Genomic DNA, 24,035 nt, shown 5'->3' on the forward strand with positions numbered 1-24,035 from the left:
TATGCCGAGCTCGACCGCTTCCGCCGGAGCATGCGAAAGCAGCCGGGCGAAGGGTGAGCAGGAGCTGTACTTCCACGGCGGCGCCTACGTGCACCGGATCCGGCACGACCACTGGCACTTCTTCGGGCGGCTGATCGGCCGCACCGGCTGCTCGGTGAGCCTGCCGAGTACCTCGCGCTCGCCGGACTGAACGAGGCGGCCGGACTCGGGGCGCTGACTGTCTACAGAGGAGATCGCACAGCTCGTGAATCATCGCCGGTGAAAACGGTGTAGCTCTCTCGGGAGTGGGTAACCGGAAAAGCAACGGCCGGCGTAGCGAGGTTGTACGTCCGCCGGCCGTGAGGTGGACCGGCGTGGGCAGCCCCGGCGGAGCAGGAGCGCCGGCGCGCCGGTCACCGTGTCCATTTTTCGCACAGGAGCGCTCGATGCAACAGTTGGAGTCCTTGGCGGAACTCGCCGCGCTGGTCCGGCGACGCAAAGGCCTGTACGTCCGCTGGGCCCCGTCTCCCGAACATCGCCCCGGTACGAGCCGGGACGAACTCACCGGCATGGAACTGCCGGGGCTTTCGGTGAACTCCCTCGACCCCGAACCTTGGTGGCGGGGCCAGTCGCTCGAACTCTGGCTGGCCCGGCGGCTTTACGACTACTGCCACCTCAGGCACGACCGGCGCCGGGACACCAAACCCTGGGTGCTGGCGGGCCGGGTGATCGGTTCGGGGCCGGACAACGAGCCGTTGCTGACCGACCCCGAACCCGTGGGGCGAATCTCCACCGCGGTCCTCGACGAGGCTCACGGCCTGTTGCGTGAACATGCGCGGCACGACGCGGACTGGGGTCCGCTGCGCCGGCCCTCGCAACTCGGCCGGAACTGACCGCCTCGCCGGATCACGCGAGTTCACCGTCCCAGCACGGGAAGGACGCCGAACCCACCCGTTATCCCGGCCGGACGGCCAACAGGTCCACGACGTCCTCCGCGCGCTGACGCTTCTCGAACCGTGCGCGCTGCCGGTCGGCCCCGCCGCCTTCGGTGACCAGCCTGGCCAGACCGTCGCGGACGAAGTCGAGGTCTCCGGTCTCCTCGAGCGCACCGGCGGCGAAGGTGACGACGTCGTCGAGCACCTCGTTCGCCGGGGCGAGGTCGCCGGTCCGGAAATGTGGGCAGCGACCCGAAAGTCCTTCTCGCGACGCACGCCAGATCTGGCCACGCAGGACTTCGTTGGACAGGTTCACGGGACGGTCCTCCGTGCCGAGGACCGTGCCGACCAGCCCGCGGATCAGCACCCCGAGCAACGCCGCTTCGCCGGGGGTGGCCGCGACGTCGGCAAACCGGAATTCCAGCGTCGGCTGCTTCTCGGAAAGCCTTACGTCCCAATAGACCATCGCGCGATCGAGGATGGCGCCCGCGCGGAGCCAGGCGTCGACGATGCTTTCGTAGTGGTCCAGCGAGGCGAACAGCGGCGGCGAACCGGCCGAAGGCCAGCGATTCCACTGCTGGTAACGCCAGCTGGCGTACCCGGTGTCGTATCCGTCGCAGATCGCGGAATTGGCGGTCACGGTCAGCAGCACGGGCAGGAAGGGCCGGACGAGGTTGATCACCCGGATCCCGGTTTCCCGGTCGGGGATGGCGATGTGGACGTGACAGCCGCAGGTGTGCGACGTCCGCGCGGTCGCCCCGAAATGTTCGGATATCCGCTCGTAGCGCGGGTTCGGGGTGATGGCGGGCAAGGTCGTTTCCGCCAGCGGCGCGCTGCCGCTGGGCAGCAGGCGGCAGTGCCGCCGGGCGGCCCCCTCGGCCAGCTCCGTCCGTAACGCTGTCAGTTGCCGTTCGGCTTCTTCGTGTGTCGTGCAGATACCGGTGGCCGATTCGGCCTGGGAGCGGGTGAGTTCCTGCTGGAGCTCGCCTTGTTCTTCGTTCGCGGCGTCCACGACGGCGTCACCCGCCGGGGAAAGGCGGCCGTCCCGGCCGACCACGAAGAACTCTTCCTCAACGCCGAAGGTCAGTACGTTGTCGTTCACAACCGCTGATACCCCTGGCCGTCTCGGGACAAACTTTGTTTTCCCAGGTCGAGCTCGGGGTATGTCAGGGCAATGAATCCCGAGTCGGCGGAGCCGCCATATCTGCTGGCCGCACAGGCCGGCACCGTCGTGCGTCACCTCTACGGCCGGTTGCAGACCGGAGAACAGGCCTCGCCCGCCGATCTCTGCCGCACCATCGGGGCGTTGCAGCGGCTCGCCGACGACCTCGCCAACGTCTTGCCGGGCTTGCAGGCCCAACTCGAAGAAAGCCTCCTGTCCGGTCAGATCGGCTCGACCGACACGGCGGCGGAGGCCTGGAACAAGGTCGCCGACGTCGGCTACGCGCTCGCCCAGGCTCGTACGGGCGGTCTGCTGTTGGCCGCGGAACTGCGTGCTTCGCAGCGGACGCTCGGCGAACTCGCTTCCTCGTGACGAGGCGCGCTCAGCCCGCCGGCTGAGCGCGGACCACCGCCACCGGGCAGTGGGCGTGGCGCAACGCCTCGTCGCTGACCGACCCCAGCAGCAACCGCCGGAGATCGCCGTGCTCGCTCCGGCCGAGTACCAGCAGCGCGGCCTCGCTGGACTGCACGGTCAACGCCTGCGCGGCGGGTCCCACCCCGTGCACGAGCTCCACGGAGACATCCGGATAGCGCTCGCGCCACGGCTCGAGCTGCCGGGCGACGAGTTCGTCGGCCACCTCCGGCGGGATGCCGGGTGCCGGATCCAGTACCGGTCCGCCGAGCAGCGGCTCGCTCGCGGGACCTCGAAGCGGCATCCGCGTGACGTGGACCGCGTGCACGGTGAGCCCGTGGCGGGCCGCGAAGTCGAACGCGAAGCCCGCGGCCTGCGCGCTCTGCTCCGAGCCGTCGGTCCCGAGGACGACCGGCCCGCCCGGAGGCGGCTCGTCCCCGCGCACGACCACGACAGGCCGTTCGGCGCTCTTGGTCACGTGGGATTCCGTCGAGCCGAGGACGGCCCTGGTGAACAGCCCGGTGTGGGATTCGCCCAGCACGATCATCGCCGCGTCCGTTTCGTCGGCGACCGAGATCAGGACCTGCTCCGGAGTACCACCGTGCGGACGTCGAGATCGGACTCGGAGCGCTCCAGGGCTTCCGCCATCGAAGCGAGCTGCCGTCGAGCAGGCTCGACGTCGGCTTCGTCGGCGGCTTGAGGGACCGCTTCGTTCAGCGGTGTCGCGACAGGGTTCGAGCCGGGTGGGGGGAGGCGGTCGTGGGTGCAGTACACGAGGACGAGGCCGCGCGTTTTCGCCTCGGCGGCCGCCCAGCGGACGGCGCGGCGCGCCTCCGGCGAGCCGTCGAAACCGGTCACCACCGGCCCCGTACCGGTTTGTCGAGCGGACATGGGACATCACCTCCGACGTGGGCGGTGGTACCCGATTTCGGCGGTTCTCAAGCGGCCGGACGGTCCCGGTCGGTTTCACCGGGCCCGGTGCCCGGGTACTTCCACACATGACCTCTCTGTCGACGCGCCGCGTGCTTGACAAGAAGCACGCCGTCTCGACGCCTTCCGAGCCGCGAGCACGCGGCGGACCGCGAGGACGCCTTCGCCTGCACGTGAGCAGACCGGCCAAAGGGACCGCCGTCGTCCAGGCGAACGGCGAGGTCGATCTCGGCACCGCGCCGCGCCTTTGGGAGATGCTGAGCCAACGGCTCCACGGCAGCGGCACCAAGCTGATCCTGGACCTGTCCGAACTGGAGTTCTTCGGCGTACCGGGTGTCCGGGTGCTCGAACGAGCGCAGTTGCTCGCGCAGGAGACGGGCACACTGCTCTTCGTCTTTCCCGGGGAATGCCGGTCCGCTCGCCGCCTGCTCGATCTTCGTGAAGGTCTTCACGTCCTGTGAGCGCCGCTCGTGAGACGTCACAGGGGCTTGGCGGCCGCACGGGCCGTGAGGGCCGCGTGCAGCAGGGCCACGTGCTCCAGCCGGGTGGGATCCAGCCCGGTGAGTTCGGCGATCCGGCGCAGCCGGTAGTCGACGGTGTTGGGATGGACGTGCAGTGCGGCGGCGGTCTGCCGTCGTCCTCCGCGGCGGAGAAAGGTCTCCAACGTCTGCAGGAGCTCCTCGTTGCCGTCCAGCGGTGCCAGCCGGGTGGCCAGGCGGTCGAGCGCCGGGCCGGGGCGCGAAAGCTGATATTCGAGGAGGACGTCGTCGAGCCGGTACAGCCCGGGCGGCCGCCCGGATCCGGTGGCGACCGCGAGCACGTCTTGCGCGAGCCGCACCGCCGCGGGCACTCCGGACGGTTCGGCCGCGGCGGTGCCGGCGATGACTTCGGCTCCCGCCGTGCGGGCGACGTCGGCGAGGACCCGCTCCAGCCGCGTCCAGTCGCGTGTGGACAGTTCCCCGGCAGCTTTCTCTTGTGGCACCAAAGCGATTCCGCCTTCGGGGGTGAGCGAGGTGAGCACCGTGCCCCGGACCTGCCGCTCCAGTTCGACCCGCAGCCGCCGGAGTTTGCGGCGTCCGGCGACCAGCGGGTCGACCCCGGTGGTGGCCTCGTCCGGATGTGCGCCGACCGACGCGGCGAGCACGATGTAGCACGGCGGCAGGCGCAGCCCGGCCTGTCCCGCCGCGACCTCCGCGGGTGCACCGTCGAGCAGGGTGGAAAGCACGGCGTACCGCGCCGAACGCTCGTCGTCGAACATGGTCCGGCGTTCGTCGAGATACCCCGCGCCGACCGCGGGAGTGACCACTTCCAGATAACGCAGGGTGAGCGCGTTGACCGCGAGGACGTCGGTGACCTCGTCCGGCCGCGCGTCCGGCGTCAGCGACGCCCAAACCACCTGGATTCCGATGTGGTACGCGGTGAGCACGATGTCGACGGGGATGCCCTCCTCCGCGCGCCGGGCCGCCGATTCGCGGAGGAAATCGAGCTCCTCCCGGGTCGGCGTGGACCCGGTGCGCAGAGTGTCGATGAACGAACGCAGGTTCTGCTCGATCACATGCGTGATGTCGCCACTGAGTTCTTCGGCGGGCAACAGGCCGTACTGCGGGATCCGGGAGACGATCTCGGCGAGGACCGTCTTCGCGAGCGACGGCAGGACCTCGGTCAGCCGCTCCGTCAGCGGACGTCCGCCGATGCGGAACCCTGCATCCTGCTCACCCGTCACAACCGCCCATCATGACACCTGGTCAGCGAACGAGCGCGTCCCGTGCCGAATCGAGAGTGGGGTGCACGGTGAAGACGGCGTCGAGGCCGAGCAGCGACATCGGTCGCAGCAGGGCTCGCTCCCGGGTGACGATGATGAACGGGACGCCCGCTTCCTCGGCCTTCGCTCGAATCTGGACAAGGGCGGTGAAACCGGACGAATCGCAGAAGGTCACCGCGGACAGGTCCGCGATCAGCGCCGCCGGGGAGAACAGGAGCTCCTCTTCCATCGCACGGCGCAGGCCGGCGGAGACGGCAAGATCGATTTCGCCCGACACGGTGACGACCGTGTCGGTGCCGGACGTGGTGACCGAGATGTCGAGAGGAGACACGAATCTCCGTGCCGACCGTGGGGGATCGGAAGCGGTAGCGCGATAGTCGGTCAAGTTGACTCCTTGCCGGTACGGGGGGACCGGCGATTGCCCGATGGGCATGCCGGACCCAGAGGAAAGGACCCGGCGGCTGGTGTCTGAACCGCGACTGGCCAACCGTAGCAGCCTTGTGGGCCGACCCGCCGGATGAGCGGTGTCCGGCTCCTCACCCGGGACGCCTCGTAGGCTGAATGCCACAAGCGGCGGATGGGAGGTCGGGGTGACCGGGACGACAACGGCCGAGGTGTCGGCCGAACTGGCCGCGCTCGACGACCCGCGCGCACGTCAGGTGAACGAGAAGCACGGTGACGACCACGGGGTCAACCTCGGCAAGCTGCGCGCGCTCGCGAAGCGGCTGAAGATTCGACAGGAGCTCGCGCTGGAGCTCTGGGAAACGGACGACACCGCGGCGAGACTCCTCGCGCTGCTGATCTGCCGCCCGAAAGCATTCGAGCGTGACGACCTGGATCGCATGGTGCGTGAAGCACGAACCCCGAAGGTGCACGACTGGCTCGTGAACCACGTGGTCAAGAAGAACCCGCACGCCGAGGAGCTGCGCCTGGCCTGGTCCGCCGATCCCGATCCCGTGGTCGCGAGCGCCGGTTGGGCGTTGACCACCGAACGGGTGGCGAAGACGCCCGAGGGCCTCGACCTCGCCCGGCTGCTCGACGTCATCGAGGCGGAGCTGAAGACCGCGCCGGATCGCCTGCAGTGGGCGATGAACCACTGCCTGGCACAGATCGGGATCGACCACACGGAGCACCGTGCCCGGGCGATCGGCATCGGGGAGCGCCTGGAGGTGCTCAAGGACTATCCGACCCCGCCGAACTGCACGTCACCGTTCGCGCCGGTCTGGATCGCCGAGATCGTACGGCGGCGGGAGGAGCGGGTTCAGCCGATCAGGCAAGCGTCGTCGAACAGCGACGGCGTCCGAACAAACGGCTCTTCTCCCTGACCGACGCCGGCGCGGGTCGAGGCGGGTCACGCGCCTCGTGTCGGCCCTTGTCTGACCCTTGCTCACGGTATGACGTTCGAACAGGGAGAGCATTCGCTGGTGTGCCGGGTTCTCGCCGTTCTCGATCGGCGTGCGACCACGAACGACGAAGGAGATCGGCTTGACCGAGCGGAAAACGGGTCCGAAATTCCGTCAGGTGGTGCTGGACTGCACCGACGTCCGCGCGCTGGCGGAGTTCTACCGGCGTCTGCTGGTGTGGGACTACCGCCCCGGGGACGAACCGCCCGCACCCGGCACCGACGACAAGGACTGGCTGGTGCTGAGAAACCCGGACGGCGGCGCGCAACTCGCCTTCCAGCAGGTCGACCGGCTGCCGGAGGCGAGCTGGCCGGACGCCGGACCGGTACCCCAGCAACTGCACCTGGATCTGACCGTGGACTCGGTCGAGGAGCTGCAGGAGCAGCACGCCCGCGTCCTCGAACTCGGCGGGCGGCTCCGGAGCGACCGGAGCGAAGATCCGGAAGAACCGCTGCGCGTCTACGTGGATCCGGCGGGGCATCCGTTCTGCGTCTTCGTCGGCTGAAGGAGCGCGCCGGGTCGGTGTCCGGTAGGCGATCTCGACGGCGTGGTGGAGTGCCGGAGCACGCCCGCTGGAGGCCGACCAGTCGTCTGAAGACATTCAGGTCGCTGTTGATAGCTTCCCGGCATGACGACCGCGCTGATCATCGGTGATCTCCAACGAGGCATCACGGGCGACTACCCGTTCGCCGAGCAAGTCCTGCCGCCGGTCGCGGCCCTGCTGCCTCGTGCCCGCGCGGCCGGCGCGCTGGTCGTGTTCGTACGCTTCGCGCTCCGGGGCAACGGCGCTGATCTGCCCGCGGGGAACGCGATGTTCAAGGCGTTCCACGAGGCGGGGGACACCTTTCACGAGGGTTCGGCCGGGACCGGGCTCGCCCTGCCGGTCGCCGACGAGGACGTGGTCGTGCTGAAACGCCGTGCCAGCGCGTTCGCGGGCACGGATCTCGATCTGGTGCTTCGCGCCCGCGGCGTCGACACCGTCGTGCTCGCCGGAGTCGCGACCAGCGCGATGGTGGCCGCGACCTCCTACGACGCGGCCGATCGCGGCTACCGTGTGACCGTGCTGCGCGACGGTTGCGCCGACGGCGACCCGGCGATGCACGACTTCTTCGTGGACGCGGTCTTCCCGAGCCGGGGGTTCGAGGTCGTGACGTGCGCGGACTGGCTCGTCGACGGCGAATAATCAGGAGACCGGGTCGCCCGGGTATGGCACCGTGGTCGCCGAACCGATCAAGGGGGACGGGATGGACACGAGACGACTCGGGCGCACCGAGGTCGAGGTGACGCGGCTCGGGTTCGGTGGCGGCCCGCTGGGTGGGCTGTTCGCGCCGCTGGACGACGACACCGGGGCGGGAGCGCTGGCCGCGGCCTGGGACGCCGGGATCCGGTACTACGACACGTCTCCGCACTACGGGATCGGGCATTCCGAGCGCCGGATCGGCGAGTTCCTGCGCTCGCGGCCGCGTGATTCCTTCGTGCTGTCCACGAAGGTCGGCCGCCTGCTGGTCCCGCGGGAGCCGGACGGGCGAAGGGATCCCGCGGGCTTCCACGTCCCCGCGACGCACGATCGCGTACGCGACTTCACCCGCGACGGGATCCGGCGCAGCGTCGAAGAGTCCCTGGAGCGGATGGGCCTGGACCGGATCGACGTGCTGTACCTGCACGACGCCGAGGAGTTCTTCGACGACGCGCTGCGCGAGGGCTATCCGGCCCTGGCGGAACTGCGATCGGAAGGGATCGTCGGCGCGATCGGCGCCGGCATGTACGACACGGACATGCTGACCACCTTGGTCGAGGAGACCGATGCCGACGTGGTCATGCAGTCCGGCCGCCACACCCTGCTCGATCACCGCGCGCTCGACACGTTCCTGCCCGCGTGCGAGGAACGCGGTGTCTCGGTGATCGCCGCGTCGGTCTTCAACTCCGGGTTGCTCGCCGTGCCGAGGCCCGTCGCCGGAGCGCACTTCGACTACGAGGTCGCCACGCCGGAGGTCGTGAAGCGGGCGAACGACATCGCCGACGTGTGCGAGGCGCACGGCGTGACGCTTCCGCAGGCGGCCATGGCGTTCCCCCTCCAGCATCCGGCCGTCGCCGGTATCGCGGTGGGAATGCGGTCCGCCGAAGAGGCACAACGCAACGTGGAAGCGTTCGCCGCGGAGGTTCCCGCGCAGGTCTGGACCGAACTGTGTGCCGCGGGCTTGATCCGTCCGGCAGCGATCAGGGTGCTCTGATGGCGTCGGTGAAACAGGTCCAGGTCACCTTCGACTGCGCGGAACCCGAGCGCCTCGCCCGCTTCTGGTGCGAGGTACTGGGGTATGCCGTGCCCTCGCCACCGGACGGGTTCGCCACCTGGGACGACTACAACCGCACGCTGGCGCCCGAGAAACAGGACGCGAGCTTCGCCTGCGGGGACCCGACCGGAGTGGGGCCGCGGCTCTACTTCCAGCGCGTTCCCGAAGGCAAGGTCGTCAAGAACCGGGTGCATCTCTGTGTGCGGGCAGGCCTCGGGCTCGTGGGCGAAGAGCGCCTCGCCGCGCTCCAGGCCGAACGCGCCCGCCTGACAGCGCTCGGCGCGGTCTGCGAGCGGGTCATGCTCGCCGACGGGGAGAACGAGTCCTGCATCGTCATGCAGGACATCGAGGGCAACGAGTTCTGCCTCGACTGAGGTCGGGTTTCGTCGGCTGCGCCGGTGCGCCTGGGGTGGCCCACGAGAGAGAACCACGGCGGCGGCCTAGGGGACCGGTGAAGCCACACCGGCTCCTTTCAGGGATTCCGCGCCTGCCTTCGACTTCAGTACGCCAAGTGTGCCTCACCCCTCAAAATGAGAGACCGGAAATGGTCGGCGGCAAAGGTCGCGGGAACCGTGGTGGCCTGGCCACAGGACGGCGGACATCGGGTGGGGTATCGGTACGGAAGGAATTCCGGGTAGGAGGTGTCGGATCGGCCCGGATGCCGGAGAAAGGCGGTTTCCGGCTACTGTCCGCAAAGGACGGTACGCAGGCGCGGCTCGTCCTCGACGAATGCTCCGCCGAGCGACCGTGTCCCGGCCGCGAAAAGCGACCGGGACACGGAAGACGACGGGTCAGCAGGGCTGCAACAGCCAGCAGAGCCGGTAGTTCGCCCGGTACGTCGCGGCCGTGCCCGGCGCGACGATGTTCTGTGTCCGCGCGCCGCCGTGCGCCCAGCTGGTGAAGGCGTACTTCAGGTTGGCCGGGGGCAGATTCTGCGGGCTGTCCGCGCTGATCGAGTTGGTGGATCCGGCGATCACCGTCCGGGAGAACGGCGTGCGCTGCTGTGTGCCGCCGACGGTGAGCGTCGCTTGGCTGGGATTGGAAGTGAAGCTCAAGGAGACCGTTTTCGGCTGCAGGTCGATGGTCTTGGTACCGGTGCGGCCACCCGAGTCGGTCGCCGTGAGGGTCAGCTGCAGATAGGACGGGTAGTCGTGGTCCGGTGCGACGAACGAGCCGGACGCGACGCCGGGGAAGTCCTGGACGTTGTGCGTATGGCAGGTGCCGTTGGTCGCGCAGTGCCGGATCGCGAGCCGCCAGGTCAGCGCCGACGCCGGAAGCTGGCCGTCCTGGGCGTCGACAGCGCGGCCGGAGAACGAGACGGTCTGCCCGACCGACCAGGTCAGCGAGGTCGCCGGGCTGTCGATGACCGGTACCGGATCGAGGCCTTGCGGGTTCCCGACGGTGACCCGCACGGTCGTGGTCGCGGCGGCGCCGTGAGAGTCCGTCACCCGCAGTGCCGCGTCGACGGCGGTGGCCGAGGTGTAGGTCCAGGTGGGGCTGGTGGCCGACGAGTCGTCGTACGCGCCGTCGGCGTCGAGGTCCCAGGCGTGGGTCAGCGTGTCCCCGGTGTCCGGGTCGGTGGAAGCCGTGCCGTCGAACTGGACCGTCAGCGGCGCGGGCCCGCTCGCCGGGGTCGCTGTGGCCACCGCGGAGGGCGGCCGGTTGGTGCCGCCGGGATGGCTCACGCGGCGGAGTTCGCCGCTGCCCAGCGCGACGTAGAACAGGTCGCCGCCCGGTCCGGTGAGTACCTGCACCGGCGTGTTGACACCGGTCACGAACGGTACGAGCCGACTCGCGTTCGGCTGGCCGTCGACGGCCTGCATGGCCCAGATGCAGCCACGGGAAGAGTCGGAGAAGAACAACGCGCCGGAGTATTCGGCGGGGTAGTTGCTCCCGGACTCGAAGGCGATGCCGCTGATCGAAGAGCCGCCGGTGGGACACGGATCGCTCGCCACCACCTTGGCACGGTGGTTGTAGGCGTAGTACGGCGTGGAGTGCCCGCCGGAGGTGTAGAGGGACTCGCACCGGTCGAGGTTGGCGCCGTCGTATCCGGCCTGTCTGGCGCCGCCCTCGAAACAGGGCCAGCCGAAGTTCTCCGCCACACCGTCGCCGACATCGGCGACGCGGTTGATCTCCTCCCAGGTGTCCCAGCCGACGTCACCCGCCCAGAGCTCACGGGTCCCCGGCCGGAACCCGAACCGGAACTGGTTCCGCGCACCGTAGGCGATCACCCGCCGGGCGTTGGCGTCGGCGCTGTTCGCGAAGGGGTTTCCGGGCACGCCTTCGCCGGTGTCGGGATCGATGCGCAGCACCGTGCCGTTGAGCAGGACCGGCTGCCCGGCAGGGCGTCGCGGCGACTGCGAACGCAGCGCGCCGCCTTCGGCCGCCGGTGGCGTCAGGTTCGTCCCGGCGGGCGAGGGCGGATCGGCACAGGGGTTCCCGACCTGGCCGTAGTCGGTGAAGGTGAAGCTGGCACCGTCGCCGCCGCCCGCGTACAGGGCGCCGTCCGGTCCGAAGGCGAGCGCCCCGACGGAGTGGCTGGGGAATTGCTGGCACCATCCGGTGACCAGCGGCTTCTCGCTGACGGCCGTACCTGCCGAACCCATGGTCAGCTGGGAGACGCGGCCGGTGACGACGCACCCTTTGTCGGTCGCGCCCGGTGGAGTCGGGCAGGTGTCACCCCACCTCGGCGCGGTACCGCCGGGCTCGGCGTCGAGGGTGTAGGAGACATAGACGTACGGCCTGGCGGGAAAAGCGGGGTCGACGGCCAGTCCGAGCAGGCCGCGATCCCAGAAATCCTGGGTCTGCGGACGGAGATCGGCGAAAACCGTCGCCGTCGTGTCGGCGAGCGAAGCGAAGACCTTGACCAGGCCGCTCTTCTCCGCGACGAACACCCGGCCGTCCGGCGCGAACGCGGTGGCGGTCGGTGAGCTGAGCCCGCCGATCGCCACCGTGTCGGTGAAACCGGCGGGCACGGCGGCTCCGGCGGGCGCCACGGTGACGAGCCCGGCGGCGAGCGCGCCGATCAGCGGGCCGACCACACCCACCGCCAACGCACGTCGTGATCTTCGAGTGAACAAGGAACGATGAGAACTCATCACAAGAACTCCTCCTGCGCAGGGACCGAACAGAACGAGGCAGCTGTCGGGTATGGCGTGCCGGCACCGAAAGTTGTTACGTGCCGGAGAAAAATGCGCACAAGTCGCTAAAAGACGGCCGAGCCGGACAGGTACCACCGAAGAAGCCAGGTGGAGAGGTTGGAAACTGAATCACCACGACGACGGAGTGTTCGTCATTCGACAGTTCTTTCGAAGACGATTCCGCTTGCGCGTTTCTCGACGCAGGACATCGCTTCTTGCGGAGAAAGGGGAATCGTGGCTGCCGGCTCTACGATCCCGTGCATGACAAGCCGGTCAACCGGGTGAGCGCGTCGAAGCCGTCGTCGGAGCCGGGCCAGTGCGCGCGGACGGCCTGGAGCCCGGCGCGACGGACGACACCGCGCAGGACGAGGATGACGATGATGGCGTCGTCGGCATAGCCGAGTACGGGAACGAAATCCGGGACGAGATCGAGGGGGAGGACGAGGTAGGCCAGCAGCAGGCCGAGCCTGATCCGGACGCCGCGGGGCAGGGTCTTGTCCGCGGCCAGCCGCCGGATGAGCCGCAGCACGTCGGGCAGCAACCGCAGCGCTTCGCGGAGCAGCCCGCCGCGCGGCCGGGCGAGGACCAGCGCCACGACGAGCGCGAGCCAGGCCACCAGCAGCGCACCGGCGAGGCCGAGCAGCAGATCCCACCAGAACGACCCGGTCGTCACGGTTTCACCGCGCGGAGCCGGGATGTGGTGTGGCCGGGTGCTCCGGCGCGCAGCGCGGCTTCCTCGACGACGTCGCGGGCCTCCCGGCCATCGGGTGCGGCGGAGTAGTCGCGGACGGCGATCTTGTCCAGGCCACTACGGAACCGGGGATTTCCCGCGATACTGTCACGACGGGGAGTGCCTCGGCAGTCGCGGCTCCGCCTCAGCTTCCGTCCACTGTGGATCATCGGTAGGCGCGCAGGAAGACGTCCACCCCGTCGGTGAGGAGCGCGCGGATCTCCGACTCGCCCACCGTGCCCGCCAGGTCGTCGTTGCTCACGTCGAGGGCCAGGCGCATCGTCAGTGCGACGAAGTGCTGCATGGCGCGTCTCGGGTCGGTCAGCCGGAGTCTGCCGTCCGCCGCCAACTTCGCGAACCGTGCCTCCATCATCCGTTCGGGCTGATCGCGCGCCGCTTCCGGCAGCCGCGGCGCCACCGGCGCCTGCGCGCTCAGCCGCCGGAAGGTCGCGTAGTCCGAGGTGGGGAACATCCCTGTCGTCACCCGCTGCGCGAAGCCGAGCAGGGCGTCACGGAGGTCCCTGTCGTCGGTGAGTTCTTCGTCGATCGCCTTGCGCACGGTCGCGACCACGGCGTCGTTGGCGCGGCCGAGGACGCTGCGGAAGAGGGTCTGCTTGTCACCGAAGTGGTCGTAGACGGTGCGTTTGGACACCCCGGCCCGTGCCGAAATCGCGTCGACGCTGGTGAGCTCGTATCCCTCCGACACGAACAACGCCACGGCCGCGTCGAGGATGGCCGCCTGCTTGGCCTGGGCCTGTAACCGCCTGCCCGGTGTCCGCGCGGTCGCTCTCGGAGTCGCCATGTTCTCATCGTATTCTCGGTCGGAGAAAACTGCACCGTGTAGTGCAGTTCCAAGGCGGGTTCGCCGCTTTTCCCTCGTGTACCCCACGAGAGAGAATCAGAGTGGCGGCATAACGCGCGCTGGGGTCGTGGTGTCCCTTGACTTGTTGAAGCCACGCCCGGCTCTTCAGCGATTCGCGCCTGTGCCGACTTCGGTACGCCAAGTTCGCTCGAAACGGGTGTCGAGATCCGTTCCGGAGTCCCTGGTGGACGATCAGGCGCGCCGGACCCCGGCGATCGGGCCATGCACGGCTTTGGCGTCCTGACACCTTTGCTCCATCTCTCAACAGAACCGAGCAGATAGTGGATGTCCGTGACCGGATGGACACCACGCGTGACGGGAGACGTCTCGCGGCGTAACTCTGGCCACACCCGTGTCGTCCGTCCGGCCACGGGAAACGCCGGTGCCGGACCTCGCGCGTGCCAAGGGCGGCGGGTGGTCGAGATCGCAGGCCCGTGTAAGTGGTGAGACAGCCGGAACGACCCGGATCACTCGGCGGGTCAACAAGGTGGCGAGGCCCCAGTCTCGCCGCCCTGGGGTTGTCCGCGCGCCGCATGACAGTGACTTTCCCCCGGCCCGTGAGTAGCGCCGACGCCGACGGTGGACGCGGGGTATCCCGTCGGTGAGCACGGGGAGTCATACGCGTGAATTCACGCCACGCAGTCGATTCCTCGTGAAAACACTTCATGTACGCCGTGCTGCGGTGAGAGACCGACTTCCCGTGCGGTAGAATCCGGGCCCTGGGTGATGATCATCGATTCGGCCTTGTGCCGGCGAATCATCCAGTGGGAAACATGGGGTTTCTCGAGCAATCCGTGTGCTGAGATGAGCTGGACGCTGCGGGTCCGTGGCTCCGTTGTCGGATTCTCGGACCAAGCGTGGGGAGTGACACGTGGGTAGCGTTCAACTGACCGATCCGCCGTCGGTGGCGGATCCGGACCGCGCCGGGGAAAGGCCGACGAGTGAGGGCCGGGTGTCCTCGCGCTGGGGGCTTCTGGGAGGCTCCCTCTCGGTCCTCGTCGGCACCGCGCTGATTGCCGTCCACGCGAGCTTCTACGGCAACTGGATGATCGACGACGCGGCCATCACGTTCGCGTACTCCCGGAACCTCGCCGATGGTTTCGGGCCGGTGCTCCAGCCGGGAGTGGAGCCCGTCGAGGGCTTCTCGAACCCGGTGTGGATGGTGCTGCTGGCCCTCGGCAAGCTGGTCGGCCTGTTCGACCACGGCACGATCTTCGGCGTCCCCGATTACGTCCTGTTCCCCAAGGGACTGGCGCTGCTCTGCTGCATGGCCATCCTGGTACTGGCGTACGCCGGGGCGAAGCGCCTGACGCCTCGTCCGGCCTTGGTCACCCTGATCGCCGGGGCGGCGCTCGCGGCCAACCCCTCGTTCGTCATCTGGTGCTTCTCCGGTCTGGAGAACTCGGTCTACGCCCTCACGGTCACCGCTCTCGCCGTGGTCACCCTGTGCGGCGTCAACTCCGGAACACTCCTGTCGACGAAAATCGCCATGTCGACAGGAGTGTTCGCCGCTCTCGCCGGGCTGAGCCGTCCGGACGGCGTCATCTACGCGGCCGCGTTCCCGATCGTGGTCGCGCTGTTCACCCGCCGCGGCGGCGTGCCCCAGGCCATCCGGGCGGTGCTGCTGTCCGCGGCCGGGTTCGTCGTCCCCTTCGGCGGCTACCTGCTGTTCCGCTGGATCGAGTACGGGCGGCTGCTGCCCAACACCGCGGTCGCCAAGGCGCAACCGCTCCCGACCATCACGGACGTCGCCAAGGCCGGGACGGTCCTCCAGTACGCGGGCTGGCTGCTGGTCGCGGTCGCGATCGTCTGCCTCGCACTGGTCATGCAGAAACCGTCCAAGCTCCGCGCGGGCGTCGTCGCGCTCCTGGTCCCCTTCGCGTTGTCGGTGATCGCCTTTTGCATCCTCCAGGCCGACTGGATGGGGCAGTTCCGGTTCGCGACCCCGATCTGGGCGCTGGGCGCGCTCGGCGGTGCGATCGTGGTCGTCGAGACACTGCGGAACGCGCGTATCCGAGGCCGGATCCTGCTGACGGTCACGCTCGTCGTCGCGACGACCGCGTCGATCAGCGGGTTCTACACCCAGGGCGAAAGCTATCGGGCCGTCCCGAAAACGCCCTTCTGCAGCGTGGTCGAGCGCGACGCCAGGGTCACCAACGGCGTGGCGGACCTGCTCAAACTGCCCGACTCCGCGAAGATCGGCGTGATCGACCTCGGCGGAATGGCGCTGGTCAGCAGGCTCCAGGTGGTCGACCTCGCCGGTCTCGCCGACCGCGTCATCGCCGACTACCTCAGCACCGCCGATTTCGCCGGAGAGCGTCGCTACGTCTTCGACGACCTCCGGCCGGAGCTGATCTCGTTCATCGGCACCTGGGACACCACGCTCGGCTTCGCCCAGGACGAACGGTTCGGGCAGGAGTACGAGGTGCTCTACCGCAGCCCTCGTAACCCGGCCGCGTTCGGCGACGTCGGGGTGTGGGTGCGCAAGGATCTCGTGCGCGACCCCGCCCTTCTCGCCGCGGCACAGCGCTACGTCACCACCGAGACCCAGAAGGTCGTCGCGGCCAATGCGGTCGCGCATCTGCGGTCGTGCGGGGACACCCTCCGCCCCGGCCAGACACCCCGGCCCTGACGCTCACTCGGGCGCGCACCGGTCGACGGCGACCGGTGCGCGCCCGTGCTGTTCGCGTCGAAGCCGATCGACACCGACGCGCTCGGCTCTGGTTCCGGGACCACTACGCGGCGGTCCCCGGCTCGCCGTCGTTCCCGCTGCCGGCCACACCGAAGGGCGCGATGGTGTCGGTTGTCAGGCGAGTCTCGTCCTCTTCGCCGCGCGCTGGGGGAGTTCACGACCTGAGGCTTCACCGCCCTGGCCGCCATCTGATCACGTGTGGTCGGAGTTGGTGTACTGCTCGTAGTGGAGCACGGCGCTGAGCGGGAGACGTTCCCGCCAGCCGTGCCGTTCCAGATCGGGGATCGGCGGCAGGTCGCGCACCGGGCCGACGCACAACCACGCCACCGGGCGGACGTTTTCCGGCAGGCCGACCAGGTCGCGCAGGAACTCTTCCCGGTAGAAGCTGACCCAGCCGAGCCCGAGCCCCTCGGCGGTCGCGGCCAGCCAGAGGTTTTGGATGGCCAGGCACACCGAGTACAGGCCGGCGTCGGCGATGGCGTGCCTGCCCAGCACCGCGGGCGCCCCGCGTGACGGATCGTAGCCGACCACGATGCCGGCGGAAGCCTCCACGATGCCCTCGATCTTGATCCGCGCGAAGGTACGGGCACGCTCGGCGTCCAGTTGACCCGCGAACACCTCGCGTTCGGTTCGCACGTGCTCCCGGAACTTCTCCCTGGCGTCCACATTGGACACGACAATGAAGTCCCAGGGCTGCGACAGACCGACACTCGGTGCCGCGTGAGCCGCGCTCAAGACGCGATGCAGCACGTCGTCCGGAATCGGGGCCCCGGTGAACTCGGCCCTGGTGTCCCGCCGTCGAAAGATCGTCTCGTACAGCGAGCGCGCGTCCGTGTCCTGCCTCATGGGCTAGATCGTGCCTGTTCGGATCGGACCCGCTTCGGCCAGGGCGGTCCGCGACGGCAACGCAGAGCAGGGCAAGGCCTCTGGGGCACACTGATCGCTTCAGCGCCGGCTCGCGGGGTGTCAGTCAGAGAGACGAGCCCAGGCGCGATGTCCGTGTCCGCCGCGATTGTCAGGGATAGCCGGGCGTCGAAGTGGGTAGTCCCTTGGTGACGGTTCACTCGTGGACATGGGGGAAATGAGGTCATGGGGCATCAGTGGTGGTGGGGCGCGTTGGGCGCCGCGATAGCTGTCGGCTGTTCAATGGTGCGGTCGCCGGCGGACCGGAAGTGGCAAGCGTACGTTCTCGAGATCGTCGGCACGGCGGGCTGGATGCTGGTCGTGATGTTCTTGATCAAGCCGTTGGTACCGGCGAACGTTTTCGGAATGGTGATTCTGGTCCTGGCCGTTTCGGGCATACTGGCGGTTCCGCTGGTCACTCGATACAAGGCCAGGCGTAACGACGCTCACGAGAGATCGACGGGAAATTAGGCGAACGGGCAATTCGGGTTTGCTGCGGTCGGTGTCCGGGTCACTGGGGTCGATATTGCCTCATCTGGAAATCGCGGGCTGTGGGCATACTTCAGGGGCGTGTGACGCCGGCGCCGGGTCTCGAAGTCCGTGAAAGCCTCCATGATGGACTCTGGTTCCCTCAAGGAGGCCTTCACGGACTTGTTGCCCACACGCCACACTTGCCTTACCCATTGACGAAGCACCCAGGGAAGGGCTCGCTCAGTCGCGCCGCCCAGGACGCGTCAGCAACGCTAGGAAAGTAAGAGTTCAAGATCAACTCCGGCTAAGTGGCATAGCGTTTTGACGCTCTTTGCAACTTGTGGCACCCCGCGGAACCGTCCTCAAGCCACGCCACATTTCCCTCTCTTCGCACTACGACCGCTCGATCGCGAAGTGGTCCGCCCTGTGCGGCGCCGTCGACGCGATGAACGCTGCTGTCAACCGATCCGGTATCCGGCCTTGGGGACCGTGGTGATCAGGGGAGGGGTCAGCAGCTTCCGTCGCAGACCGGTCAGCAGGACGTCGAGGACGTTCGAGGTGGGATCCGCGTTGATGTCCCAGCCCGCTTTCATGAGCTCTTTCCTGGCTACCGGCCGCCCCGCGTTTTCCAGGAGACAGCGCACCACGGCGAATTCGGTGCGCGTCAGGCTCAGGAGTACTCCGCCGCGCCGGACCTCGTGTCGTCCGGTGTCGAGTTCGAGGTCGCCCGCTCGGAGTACCGGTGGTGGCGCTATCCGGCCACGGCGGCAGAGACTCCGGACTCGCGCCACCATCTCGGCGATGACGAAGGGCTTTTCGAGATAGTCGTCGCCACCGCGCCGCAGGCCGGCGACCCGCTGGTCGGGATCGCCGAGCGCGGTGAGGAAGAGGACGGGGACCGCCCAGCCTTCGGCACGCTTCCGTTCGACGTAGTCCAGCGCGTCGCCACCCGGCAGCAGACGGTCGAAGACGGCGCAGTCGTAGCCGTTGACGAACAGGGCCTCGTCGGCCGGGGCGAGATCGCCGACGGAGTCGACGGCGAATCCGGCGGTGCGCAGAGTGGAATGCACCGCCGTTCTCAGGGTTTCGTCGTCTTCGATGACCAGGATCCGCACTCGACCACGGTAGCCAATTCGGTGGCGCGTGTCCTGTTCCTGCCGATTCGCGCGATCGTCCGCCCCATCCTGGCGCGGACGCTAACCTCCATGGAATGAACGCGAGGGTGCTTCTCGTCGAGGACGACGCGGACATCCGGCTGGCCGTGTCCGCCGAGCTGCGGACCGCGGCGTTCACGGTGGAGGCCGTGGGATCGATCGCCGCGGCGGCCGATGTGCTCGCTTCGGCCGCGGAGCCGCACGCCTGCGCGGTGTTCGACCGGATGCTGCCCGACGGTGACGCCGTCCGGTTCGTCGACGCGCGCAGGCGAGCGGGCTGGACCGTGCCGGTCCTGTTCCTGACCGCGCTGGATTCGGGCAGTGCCCGGGTCGAGGGCTTCGAGCACGGCGGGGACGACTATCTGGTCAAGCCGTTCGTGATGGCGGAACTGCTCGCGCGGGTCGGGAACCTGTGCCGTCGCGGTGAGGGCAGGCCGCCGGTGCTGCGCCACGCCGACCTCGAGGTCGATTTCGCGCGCTGCGAGGTGCGGCGCGACGGCGTCCTGCTTTCGCTGAGCAATCGGGAGTTCGCCATTCTCGAATATCTCGCGACCCGGCCGGGAATGGTGATCTCGCGCGCGGACCTCGTCGAACACTGCTGGGACCTGGAGAGTGAGCCGGTGGCGAACGTCGTCGACGCCGTGGTCAAACGATTGCGCCGCAAGCTGGGGGAGCCGGACCCGGTGGAGACGGTGCGCGGGATCGGGTACCGGCTCTCGTGACCGAGTCCTCGACCGGCCGGTTGCGCCGGCTCCGCCGCCTGCTGACGGTGCTGTTCACCGCGATGAACGCGCTGGGGCTGGTGGTGCTGGCGTGGCTGGTGATCGAGGCGGACGCCGATCAGGGCAGGCAACGGCTCGACAGCGAGGTGCGTCAGGTCGCCGCGACGCTGGCCAGGATCGTCGCCGTGGACGGCGGTGCGATCGTCTTCGCCTACGTCGGCACCGACACCGTCGACGAGCAGTGCCCGCAGTTCGCCGTCCTCCCGGGCGGCGCGCCGGGATTCGTCCCCTATCGCAGCAAACGCGAATGCGTGACCGTGGACGACGCCTTGCTGAACCGGCTGGCGGCCGAGGCGACCGGTGCGAACGAGTCCAAGACCGGCTACGAGACCACGGCCGAAGGACGGCCGGTGTACGTCTCGGCCGACCCGGTCCAGGACCGGGGCGGGCAAGTCGCGGGCGCGTTCGTGGTGGTGGCCGACGCCGAGGGGGTGCAACGGGAGCACGACCGATGGGTGCTGCTGGTGGTCGGCGGGTGTGCGCTCCTCGTGCTCGGGCTCGGCGCGGCAGGTTACGTCATCGCCGGACGGGCCATCCGGCCGGCGGCCGCCGCACTCGAACAGCAGAAGTCCTTGCTGGACGGGGTTTCCCAATTGCTGGACGGGGTCGTACACGATCTCAAGACCCCGGTCGCGGGGTTGCGCGCGCTGGCGGAGACGGCGATGCGGAATCCCGCCGAACAGGCCGAGATGCTGCCCAGGACGATCCGCCTGGCCTCCATGATGGGTGACATCATCGATCTGTGGCCGAAGCGAGCACGGGTCACCGCGGGGGTCGACGAATTGTCGATCGGGCCACTGATGCTCGATCAGCTGGTCGAGATGGTCGTCGAGGACCTGCCTGCCGGTGGTGCGCGGATCTCGGTCACCTCGGTGCCGACTCGGGTCGACGGTGACGCGACATTGCTGAGGCGCGCGGTCGCGAACCTCGTCGGGAACGCGCTCAGCCACGGGCGCGCGCCGGACGAGGAGGCCGAAATCCAGATCACCGTGCTCGACGGCAGGGTGATCATCGCCGACCGTGGACCGGGAATCGATCCGGACGAGGCCGCGGAATTGTTCGAACGATTCGTCAGTGGTGGCGGATCCACCGGGATCGGTCTGGCCGTCGTCAAATGGGTGGCCGACGTCCACGGCGGAACGCTGCGGGTCTACAACCGGGACGAGGGCGGAGCGATCTTCGAACTCGCGTTGCCCGCGGGGAAGGGGGTCGGGACGCGATGAAGAACGCCGAGATCGCCCGTTCGGAGCAACCGGACGCCTGTGGTGGACGCGCTACTCTGCGTCGAACCCACCGAATCACAGCACGATCGGGAAACGACCGTTACGGGACCGGTCCCTGGCGGCATGCGGGACGATCCTGACCGCGACACAGGTGCGAGGGGACACGATGAACCAACCGATGGCGACCGGGGTCTATCGGGCGATCGCCGAGAACGTGCAGCGGGTGCTGCGCGGGAAGCCGGACGTCGTGCGGCTCGCGACCGCCGCGCTGTTGTCCGAGGGGCATCTGCTGATCGAGGACGTTCCCGGGCTGGGGAAGACGACACTGGCCCGTTGCCTGGCCCGCAGCATCGGCGGAAGCTGGCACCGGATCCAGTTCACGCCCGATCTGCTGCCGGGCGACGTGACCGGCGTGATGGTCTACCACCAGAACAACGAGAAGTTCGAGTTCCACCCCGGCGGCATCTTCGCCAACATCGTGCTCGCCGACGAGATCAACCGCGGGACCCCGAAGACGCAGTCGGCGCTGCTCGAGGTGATGTCCGAGCGGCGTGCCACGGTCGATTCGGTACCGCACGACGTCCCGCATCCGTTCCTGGTGGTCGCCACCCAGAACCCGATCGAGATGGAGGGGACCTACCGGTTGCCCGAGGCCCAGCTCGACCGGTTCATGATGCGGATTTCCGTCGGTTACCCCGATCACGACGCCGAGGTGCGGGTGATCATGAGCGACTGCGCGCGGGTCAGCCCGGACGAACTTTCCGCCGTGGTGGACCTGGAGACCCTGCGCCGTGCCATCGACCAGGTGCGCGAGGCCTATCTGGACCCGGCCATCTGTTCCTACGCGGTCCGTTTGGCCGCGGCGACCAGGGAACACGCGGCGGTCCGCTACGGGGCCAGCCCGCGCGGCAGCATCGCGCTGGTCCGCGCCGCGCAGGGGATCGCGGCCACCGACGGCCGCAACTACGTCACCCCGGACGACATCAAGACCATCGCCGGACCGGTGCTCGCCCACCGCCTGGTGCTCACCGCCGACGCCGAACTGAACCAGCGATCGGCCTCCGACATCGTCGGCGAGGCGCTGGCGGCGACGCCTGCTCCCGCCATCAACGCGGTCTGAGCCGTGAGCCGGTCGGGAGGGTTGCGCGCACGGGCACCGATCGCCGCGATCGTGGCCGGTTGCGTGGCACTGGTGGGCGTCGCGATCACCGGCGGGGCGAAACCGATGCCCGGTCTCGATCTGGCGCAGACCGGGCATTGGATCTACAGCTCCGTGCTGGGCTCCGCGTTCCACATCGACGGCTCCGGCAAGCAGGCCGACGCCCAGGTGCCGGTGCCGGGCCTCGAACCCGGCAGCCGGGTCGCGCAGGGCCCCACACACGGCTACGTGCTTCCGCCGTCGAGCGTCGTGGAATTCGGGAAGTCGACGCTCTCGGTGGAGAAGACCACGCCGTCGCCCGCGAACGAATGGCCGGTGGCGGTGGAGACCAAGGGCGGGCCCTACGGCGTGTACCGCCAGGCGGGTGTCGTGATCCGGCTCGGGGACGCCGCCGCGAGGATCGTGGTCGGGGGCAGGCTCGGCGACCCGGTCGCGACCGCCGACGGGCGGTTGTGGCTGCATCGGGTCGACGACGGGCTGCTGTGCGAACTCGTGCCCGGCGCCGTCCGCGTCTCGTGTCCGATCGCGATCCCTGGCAGGCACAAGGGTTCCCTGGCGCTCACCGCGGACGGGCCGGTCTTCGTCGACAGCGACGACGACACGGTGCGGAAGGTTTCGGACGCCGGGCTCGGCGATCCGGTCCGGCTCGGCGTGGACCTGCCGGACACCGCCATCGTGGCGGCCAACGACGTCGAAGGGAAACTGGCGGTCCTGGACCGTCCCGGCGCGAAGCTGCATCTCGTCGGGCCGGCCGTGGCGCCGGTGAGTGTTCCGCTGCCACCCGGTGACTACGTGGGGCTCGCCTCCTCCGGCTCCGTGGTCGCCTTGGTGGACAAGGGGAACCGGGCGCTGACCACCTACGACGGCTCCGGCCGCAAGCGGGACACCAGGCCGATTCCCGGCGGCGCGGAGCAGCCGCCGGTCCGGGGCCAGGATTCCCGGGTGTACGTCGACGGTGCGGACGGTGCGCACGTCCTCGTGGTCGATCCCGGCGGGCAGGTGAACGACGTCGCGGTGACCGGGGACCGGAAACCGGTCGAGACTCCCGTACCGGTGAATCCTCCGTCGCAGGACAAGCCGGCCGACCGCCCGGAAACCGGTACGCTCCCGCCGGTTCCGGCGCAGAACGAGCCTGCCGGCAGGCCGGTCGCACCGGTCAAGCCGAAACCTCAGCCGCAGCCGCCGGTACCCGTTCCCGCGAGTCCGCCGGGTGCGCCGCGTTCGGTCAGCGCGACGCCGGGCGACGCCTCGGTGTCGGTGAAGTGGGGTGCGGCCGCGGCCAACGGCGCCGCGCTCACCGGATACCGGATCACATGGGCCGGTGGGGAAAAGACGGTCGGCGGAACGGTGCTGGCCACGTCGATCACCGGTCTGACCAACGGGACGGCCTACACGTTCACCGTGTCGGCGCTCAACCGCGCGGGGCGGGGCCCCGCCGCCACCTCGAGCCCGGTGACCCCGCAGGCGAGCATCAAGGTCCCCGGCGCGCCGGTGGGCCTCCACATCAGGATCAAGACCGGCGACACCGACGCCAACGTCACCTGGCGGGCCGCGGCGGCGAACGGCTCACCGGTCACCGCCTACCACGTGTCGTGGCGGCGGGCCGATGGATCGGGTGCCGGCTCCCAGCGTCTCGCGGGATCGGCCAGGGCCCACCTCATCGAAGACATCGGGATCGAGCAGCCGCTCACCGTCACCGTGGTCGCCGAGAACTCCGCGGGCCGGGGCAGGGCCGCGACGGTCACGAAACCGCGAGGCGACGAATCCTCGGACCGGAGCATCACCATTTCCCGAGGCGCCGACACGACAGCCACCGGCTGCGCTCCACCCGCTTGTGCCTTCGTGCACATCGTGATGTCCGGCTTCACCCCCGGCAAGACGCTGACCATCTCCTGCCACACCGACGAAGGCGTCCACGGCAGCGAGACGAGGCAGGTCGGCCCGGACGGGAAACTGTCGTTCGACGAATTCCCGCAGGGCACCATCGGGCGCACGATCTGGGTCAGCGCCGAGAGTGTCCAATCGAAGAAGCTGGTCTGGAAGTAG

General features: G+C 69.0%; 26 protein-coding genes. 14 read left to right on the forward strand and 12 right to left on the reverse strand.

Annotation, left to right across the window (positions count from 1 at the left end):
- The first annotated feature begins 1 nt into the window (after position 1).
- Positions 2-190, forward strand: coding sequence for a hypothetical protein (locus P3102_RS14860; protein WP_276369804.1), 189 nt, complete (start codon positions 2-4; stop codon positions 188-190).
- A gap of 235 nt (positions 191-425) precedes the next feature.
- On the forward strand, positions 426-872 hold the full coding sequence (locus tag P3102_RS14865) for a DUF6098 family protein (protein ID WP_276369806.1): 447 nt from the start codon (positions 426-428) through the stop codon (positions 870-872).
- A gap of 61 nt (positions 873-933) precedes the next feature.
- On the opposite strand, the gene P3102_RS14870 is transcribed toward P3102_RS14865, so the two are convergent.
- Positions 934-2,016, reverse strand: a complete 1,083-nt coding sequence (locus P3102_RS14870; protein WP_276369808.1) for a glutamate--cysteine ligase — start codon at positions 2,014-2,016, stop codon at positions 934-936.
- 72 nt (positions 2,017-2,088) lie between these two features.
- Between P3102_RS14870 and P3102_RS14875 the strand changes: the two genes are divergently transcribed.
- Complete coding sequence (locus P3102_RS14875; RefSeq protein ID WP_276369810.1) at positions 2,089-2,448, forward strand: hypothetical protein; 360 nt, start codon at positions 2,089-2,091, stop codon at positions 2,446-2,448.
- A gap of 10 nt (positions 2,449-2,458) precedes the next feature.
- Here P3102_RS14875 and P3102_RS14880 read toward each other — a convergent pair whose 3' ends face one another.
- Both P3102_RS14880 and P3102_RS14885 read right to left on the reverse strand, forming a co-directional pair.
- Positions 2,459-3,067, reverse strand: a complete 609-nt coding sequence (locus tag P3102_RS14880) for a universal stress protein (RefSeq protein ID WP_346660192.1) — start codon at positions 3,065-3,067, stop codon at positions 2,459-2,461.
- Positions 3,064-3,378 carry a universal stress protein gene (locus P3102_RS14885; RefSeq protein WP_276369814.1) on the reverse strand — a complete coding sequence of 105 codons (315 nt, stop codon included), beginning with the start codon at positions 3,376-3,378 and terminating at the stop codon, positions 3,064-3,066. Before P3102_RS14885 ends, P3102_RS14880 begins: the two co-directional genes overlap by 4 nt.
- A gap of 212 nt (positions 3,379-3,590) precedes the next feature.
- Between P3102_RS14885 and P3102_RS14890 the strand changes: the two genes are divergently transcribed.
- Entirely contained in the window at positions 3,591-3,878 is a 288-nt protein-coding gene (locus P3102_RS14890; protein ID WP_276369816.1) for an STAS domain-containing protein, read from the forward strand.
- A gap of 17 nt (positions 3,879-3,895) precedes the next feature.
- Here the strand turns inward: P3102_RS14890 and P3102_RS14895 are convergent, their stop codons facing one another.
- Together P3102_RS14895 and P3102_RS14900 are read right to left on the reverse strand one after the other, a co-directional pair.
- On the reverse strand, positions 3,896-5,140 hold the full coding sequence (locus tag P3102_RS14895; RefSeq protein ID WP_276369818.1) for a helix-turn-helix domain-containing protein: 1,245 nt from the start codon (positions 5,138-5,140) through the stop codon (positions 3,896-3,898).
- Between the two features lie 22 nt (positions 5,141-5,162).
- Positions 5,163-5,510: an STAS domain-containing protein gene (locus P3102_RS14900; RefSeq protein WP_276369820.1), complete on the reverse strand. Its 348-nt coding sequence runs from the start codon at positions 5,508-5,510 to the stop codon at positions 5,163-5,165.
- Positions 5,511-5,769: 259 nt separating this feature from the next.
- On the opposite strand from P3102_RS14900, the gene P3102_RS14905 reads away from it, so the two are divergent.
- From P3102_RS14905 to P3102_RS14925, 5 genes are all read left to right on the forward strand, one after another.
- Complete coding sequence (locus tag P3102_RS14905) at positions 5,770-6,504, forward strand: DNA alkylation repair protein (protein ID WP_276369822.1); 735 nt, start codon at positions 5,770-5,772, stop codon at positions 6,502-6,504.
- A gap of 160 nt (positions 6,505-6,664) precedes the next feature.
- Complete coding sequence (locus P3102_RS14910; protein WP_276369824.1) at positions 6,665-7,087, forward strand: VOC family protein; 423 nt, start codon at positions 6,665-6,667, stop codon at positions 7,085-7,087.
- A gap of 123 nt (positions 7,088-7,210) precedes the next feature.
- Positions 7,211-7,765, forward strand: a complete 555-nt coding sequence (locus P3102_RS14915) for an isochorismatase family cysteine hydrolase (RefSeq protein ID WP_276369825.1) — start codon at positions 7,211-7,213, stop codon at positions 7,763-7,765.
- A 61-nt stretch (positions 7,766-7,826) separates the two neighbouring features.
- Complete coding sequence (locus tag P3102_RS14920) at positions 7,827-8,813, forward strand: aldo/keto reductase (RefSeq protein WP_276369827.1); 987 nt, start codon at positions 7,827-7,829, stop codon at positions 8,811-8,813.
- Positions 8,813-9,247, forward strand: a complete 435-nt coding sequence (locus tag P3102_RS14925; protein WP_276369829.1) for a VOC family protein — start codon at positions 8,813-8,815, stop codon at positions 9,245-9,247. Before P3102_RS14920 ends, P3102_RS14925 begins: the two co-directional genes overlap by 1 nt.
- Before the next feature lie 417 nt (positions 9,248-9,664).
- Here P3102_RS14925 and P3102_RS14930 read toward each other — a convergent pair whose 3' ends face one another.
- The 4 genes from P3102_RS14930 to P3102_RS14945 form a co-directional block, all read right to left on the reverse strand.
- The gene (locus P3102_RS14930; protein WP_276369830.1) at positions 9,665-11,971 is read right to left on the reverse strand and encodes a PQQ-dependent sugar dehydrogenase; all 2,307 of its coding nucleotides are present in this window, start codon (positions 11,969-11,971) and stop codon (positions 9,665-9,667) included.
- A gap of 289 nt (positions 11,972-12,260) precedes the next feature.
- Positions 12,261-12,686 carry a YkvA family protein gene (locus tag P3102_RS14935; protein WP_276369832.1) on the reverse strand — a complete coding sequence of 142 codons (426 nt, stop codon included), beginning with the start codon at positions 12,684-12,686 and terminating at the stop codon, positions 12,261-12,263.
- Entirely contained in the window at positions 12,683-12,913 is a 231-nt protein-coding gene (locus P3102_RS14940) for a hypothetical protein (protein ID WP_276369834.1), read from the reverse strand. Before P3102_RS14940 ends, P3102_RS14935 begins: the two co-directional genes overlap by 4 nt.
- Positions 12,910-13,545, reverse strand: coding sequence for a TetR/AcrR family transcriptional regulator (locus P3102_RS14945; protein ID WP_276369835.1), 636 nt, complete (start codon positions 13,543-13,545; stop codon positions 12,910-12,912). Before P3102_RS14945 ends, P3102_RS14940 begins: the two co-directional genes overlap by 4 nt.
- A 931-nt stretch (positions 13,546-14,476) precedes the next feature.
- Between P3102_RS14945 and P3102_RS14950 the strand changes: the two genes are divergently transcribed.
- Complete coding sequence (locus P3102_RS14950; protein ID WP_276369837.1) at positions 14,477-16,237, forward strand: hypothetical protein; 1,761 nt, start codon at positions 14,477-14,479, stop codon at positions 16,235-16,237.
- A 252-nt stretch (positions 16,238-16,489) separates the two neighbouring features.
- Here P3102_RS14950 and bluB read toward each other — a convergent pair whose 3' ends face one another.
- The 3 genes from bluB to P3102_RS14965 form a co-directional block, all read right to left on the reverse strand.
- Positions 16,490-17,143 carry a 5,6-dimethylbenzimidazole synthase gene (gene bluB, locus P3102_RS14955; RefSeq protein WP_276369839.1) on the reverse strand — a complete coding sequence of 218 codons (654 nt, stop codon included), beginning with the start codon at positions 17,141-17,143 and terminating at the stop codon, positions 16,490-16,492.
- Positions 17,144-17,394: 251 nt separating this feature from the next.
- Positions 17,395-17,598: a hypothetical protein gene (locus P3102_RS14960; protein WP_276369841.1), complete on the reverse strand. Its 204-nt coding sequence runs from the start codon at positions 17,596-17,598 to the stop codon at positions 17,395-17,397.
- 531 nt (positions 17,599-18,129) lie between these two features.
- Entirely contained in the window at positions 18,130-18,786 is a 657-nt protein-coding gene (locus P3102_RS14965) for a response regulator transcription factor (RefSeq protein WP_276369842.1), read from the reverse strand.
- Between the two features lie 95 nt (positions 18,787-18,881).
- On the opposite strand from P3102_RS14965, the gene P3102_RS14970 reads away from it, so the two are divergent.
- The 4 genes from P3102_RS14970 to P3102_RS14985 all read left to right on the forward strand — a co-directional run bounded on the left by P3102_RS14970 (position 18,882) and on the right by P3102_RS14985 (position 24,035).
- Positions 18,882-19,547 carry a response regulator transcription factor gene (locus P3102_RS14970; protein ID WP_276369844.1) on the forward strand — a complete coding sequence of 222 codons (666 nt, stop codon included), beginning with the start codon at positions 18,882-18,884 and terminating at the stop codon, positions 19,545-19,547.
- A complete protein-coding gene (locus P3102_RS14975; RefSeq protein WP_276369846.1) occupies positions 19,544-20,830 on the forward strand; it encodes a HAMP domain-containing sensor histidine kinase in 1,287 nt (428 codons plus the stop codon). The genes P3102_RS14970 and P3102_RS14975 overlap by 4 nt, the downstream gene beginning before the upstream one ends.
- A 166-nt stretch (positions 20,831-20,996) precedes the next feature.
- A complete protein-coding gene (locus tag P3102_RS14980) occupies positions 20,997-21,950 on the forward strand; it encodes a MoxR family ATPase (RefSeq protein WP_276369848.1) in 954 nt (317 codons plus the stop codon).
- A gap of 3 nt (positions 21,951-21,953) precedes the next feature.
- Entirely contained in the window at positions 21,954-24,035 is a 2,082-nt protein-coding gene (locus tag P3102_RS14985; protein WP_276369850.1) for a fibronectin type III domain-containing protein, read from the forward strand.

This window comes from Amycolatopsis sp. QT-25 (genome assembly GCF_029369745.1).
GTDB lineage: Bacteria > Actinomycetota > Actinomycetes > Mycobacteriales > Pseudonocardiaceae > Amycolatopsis.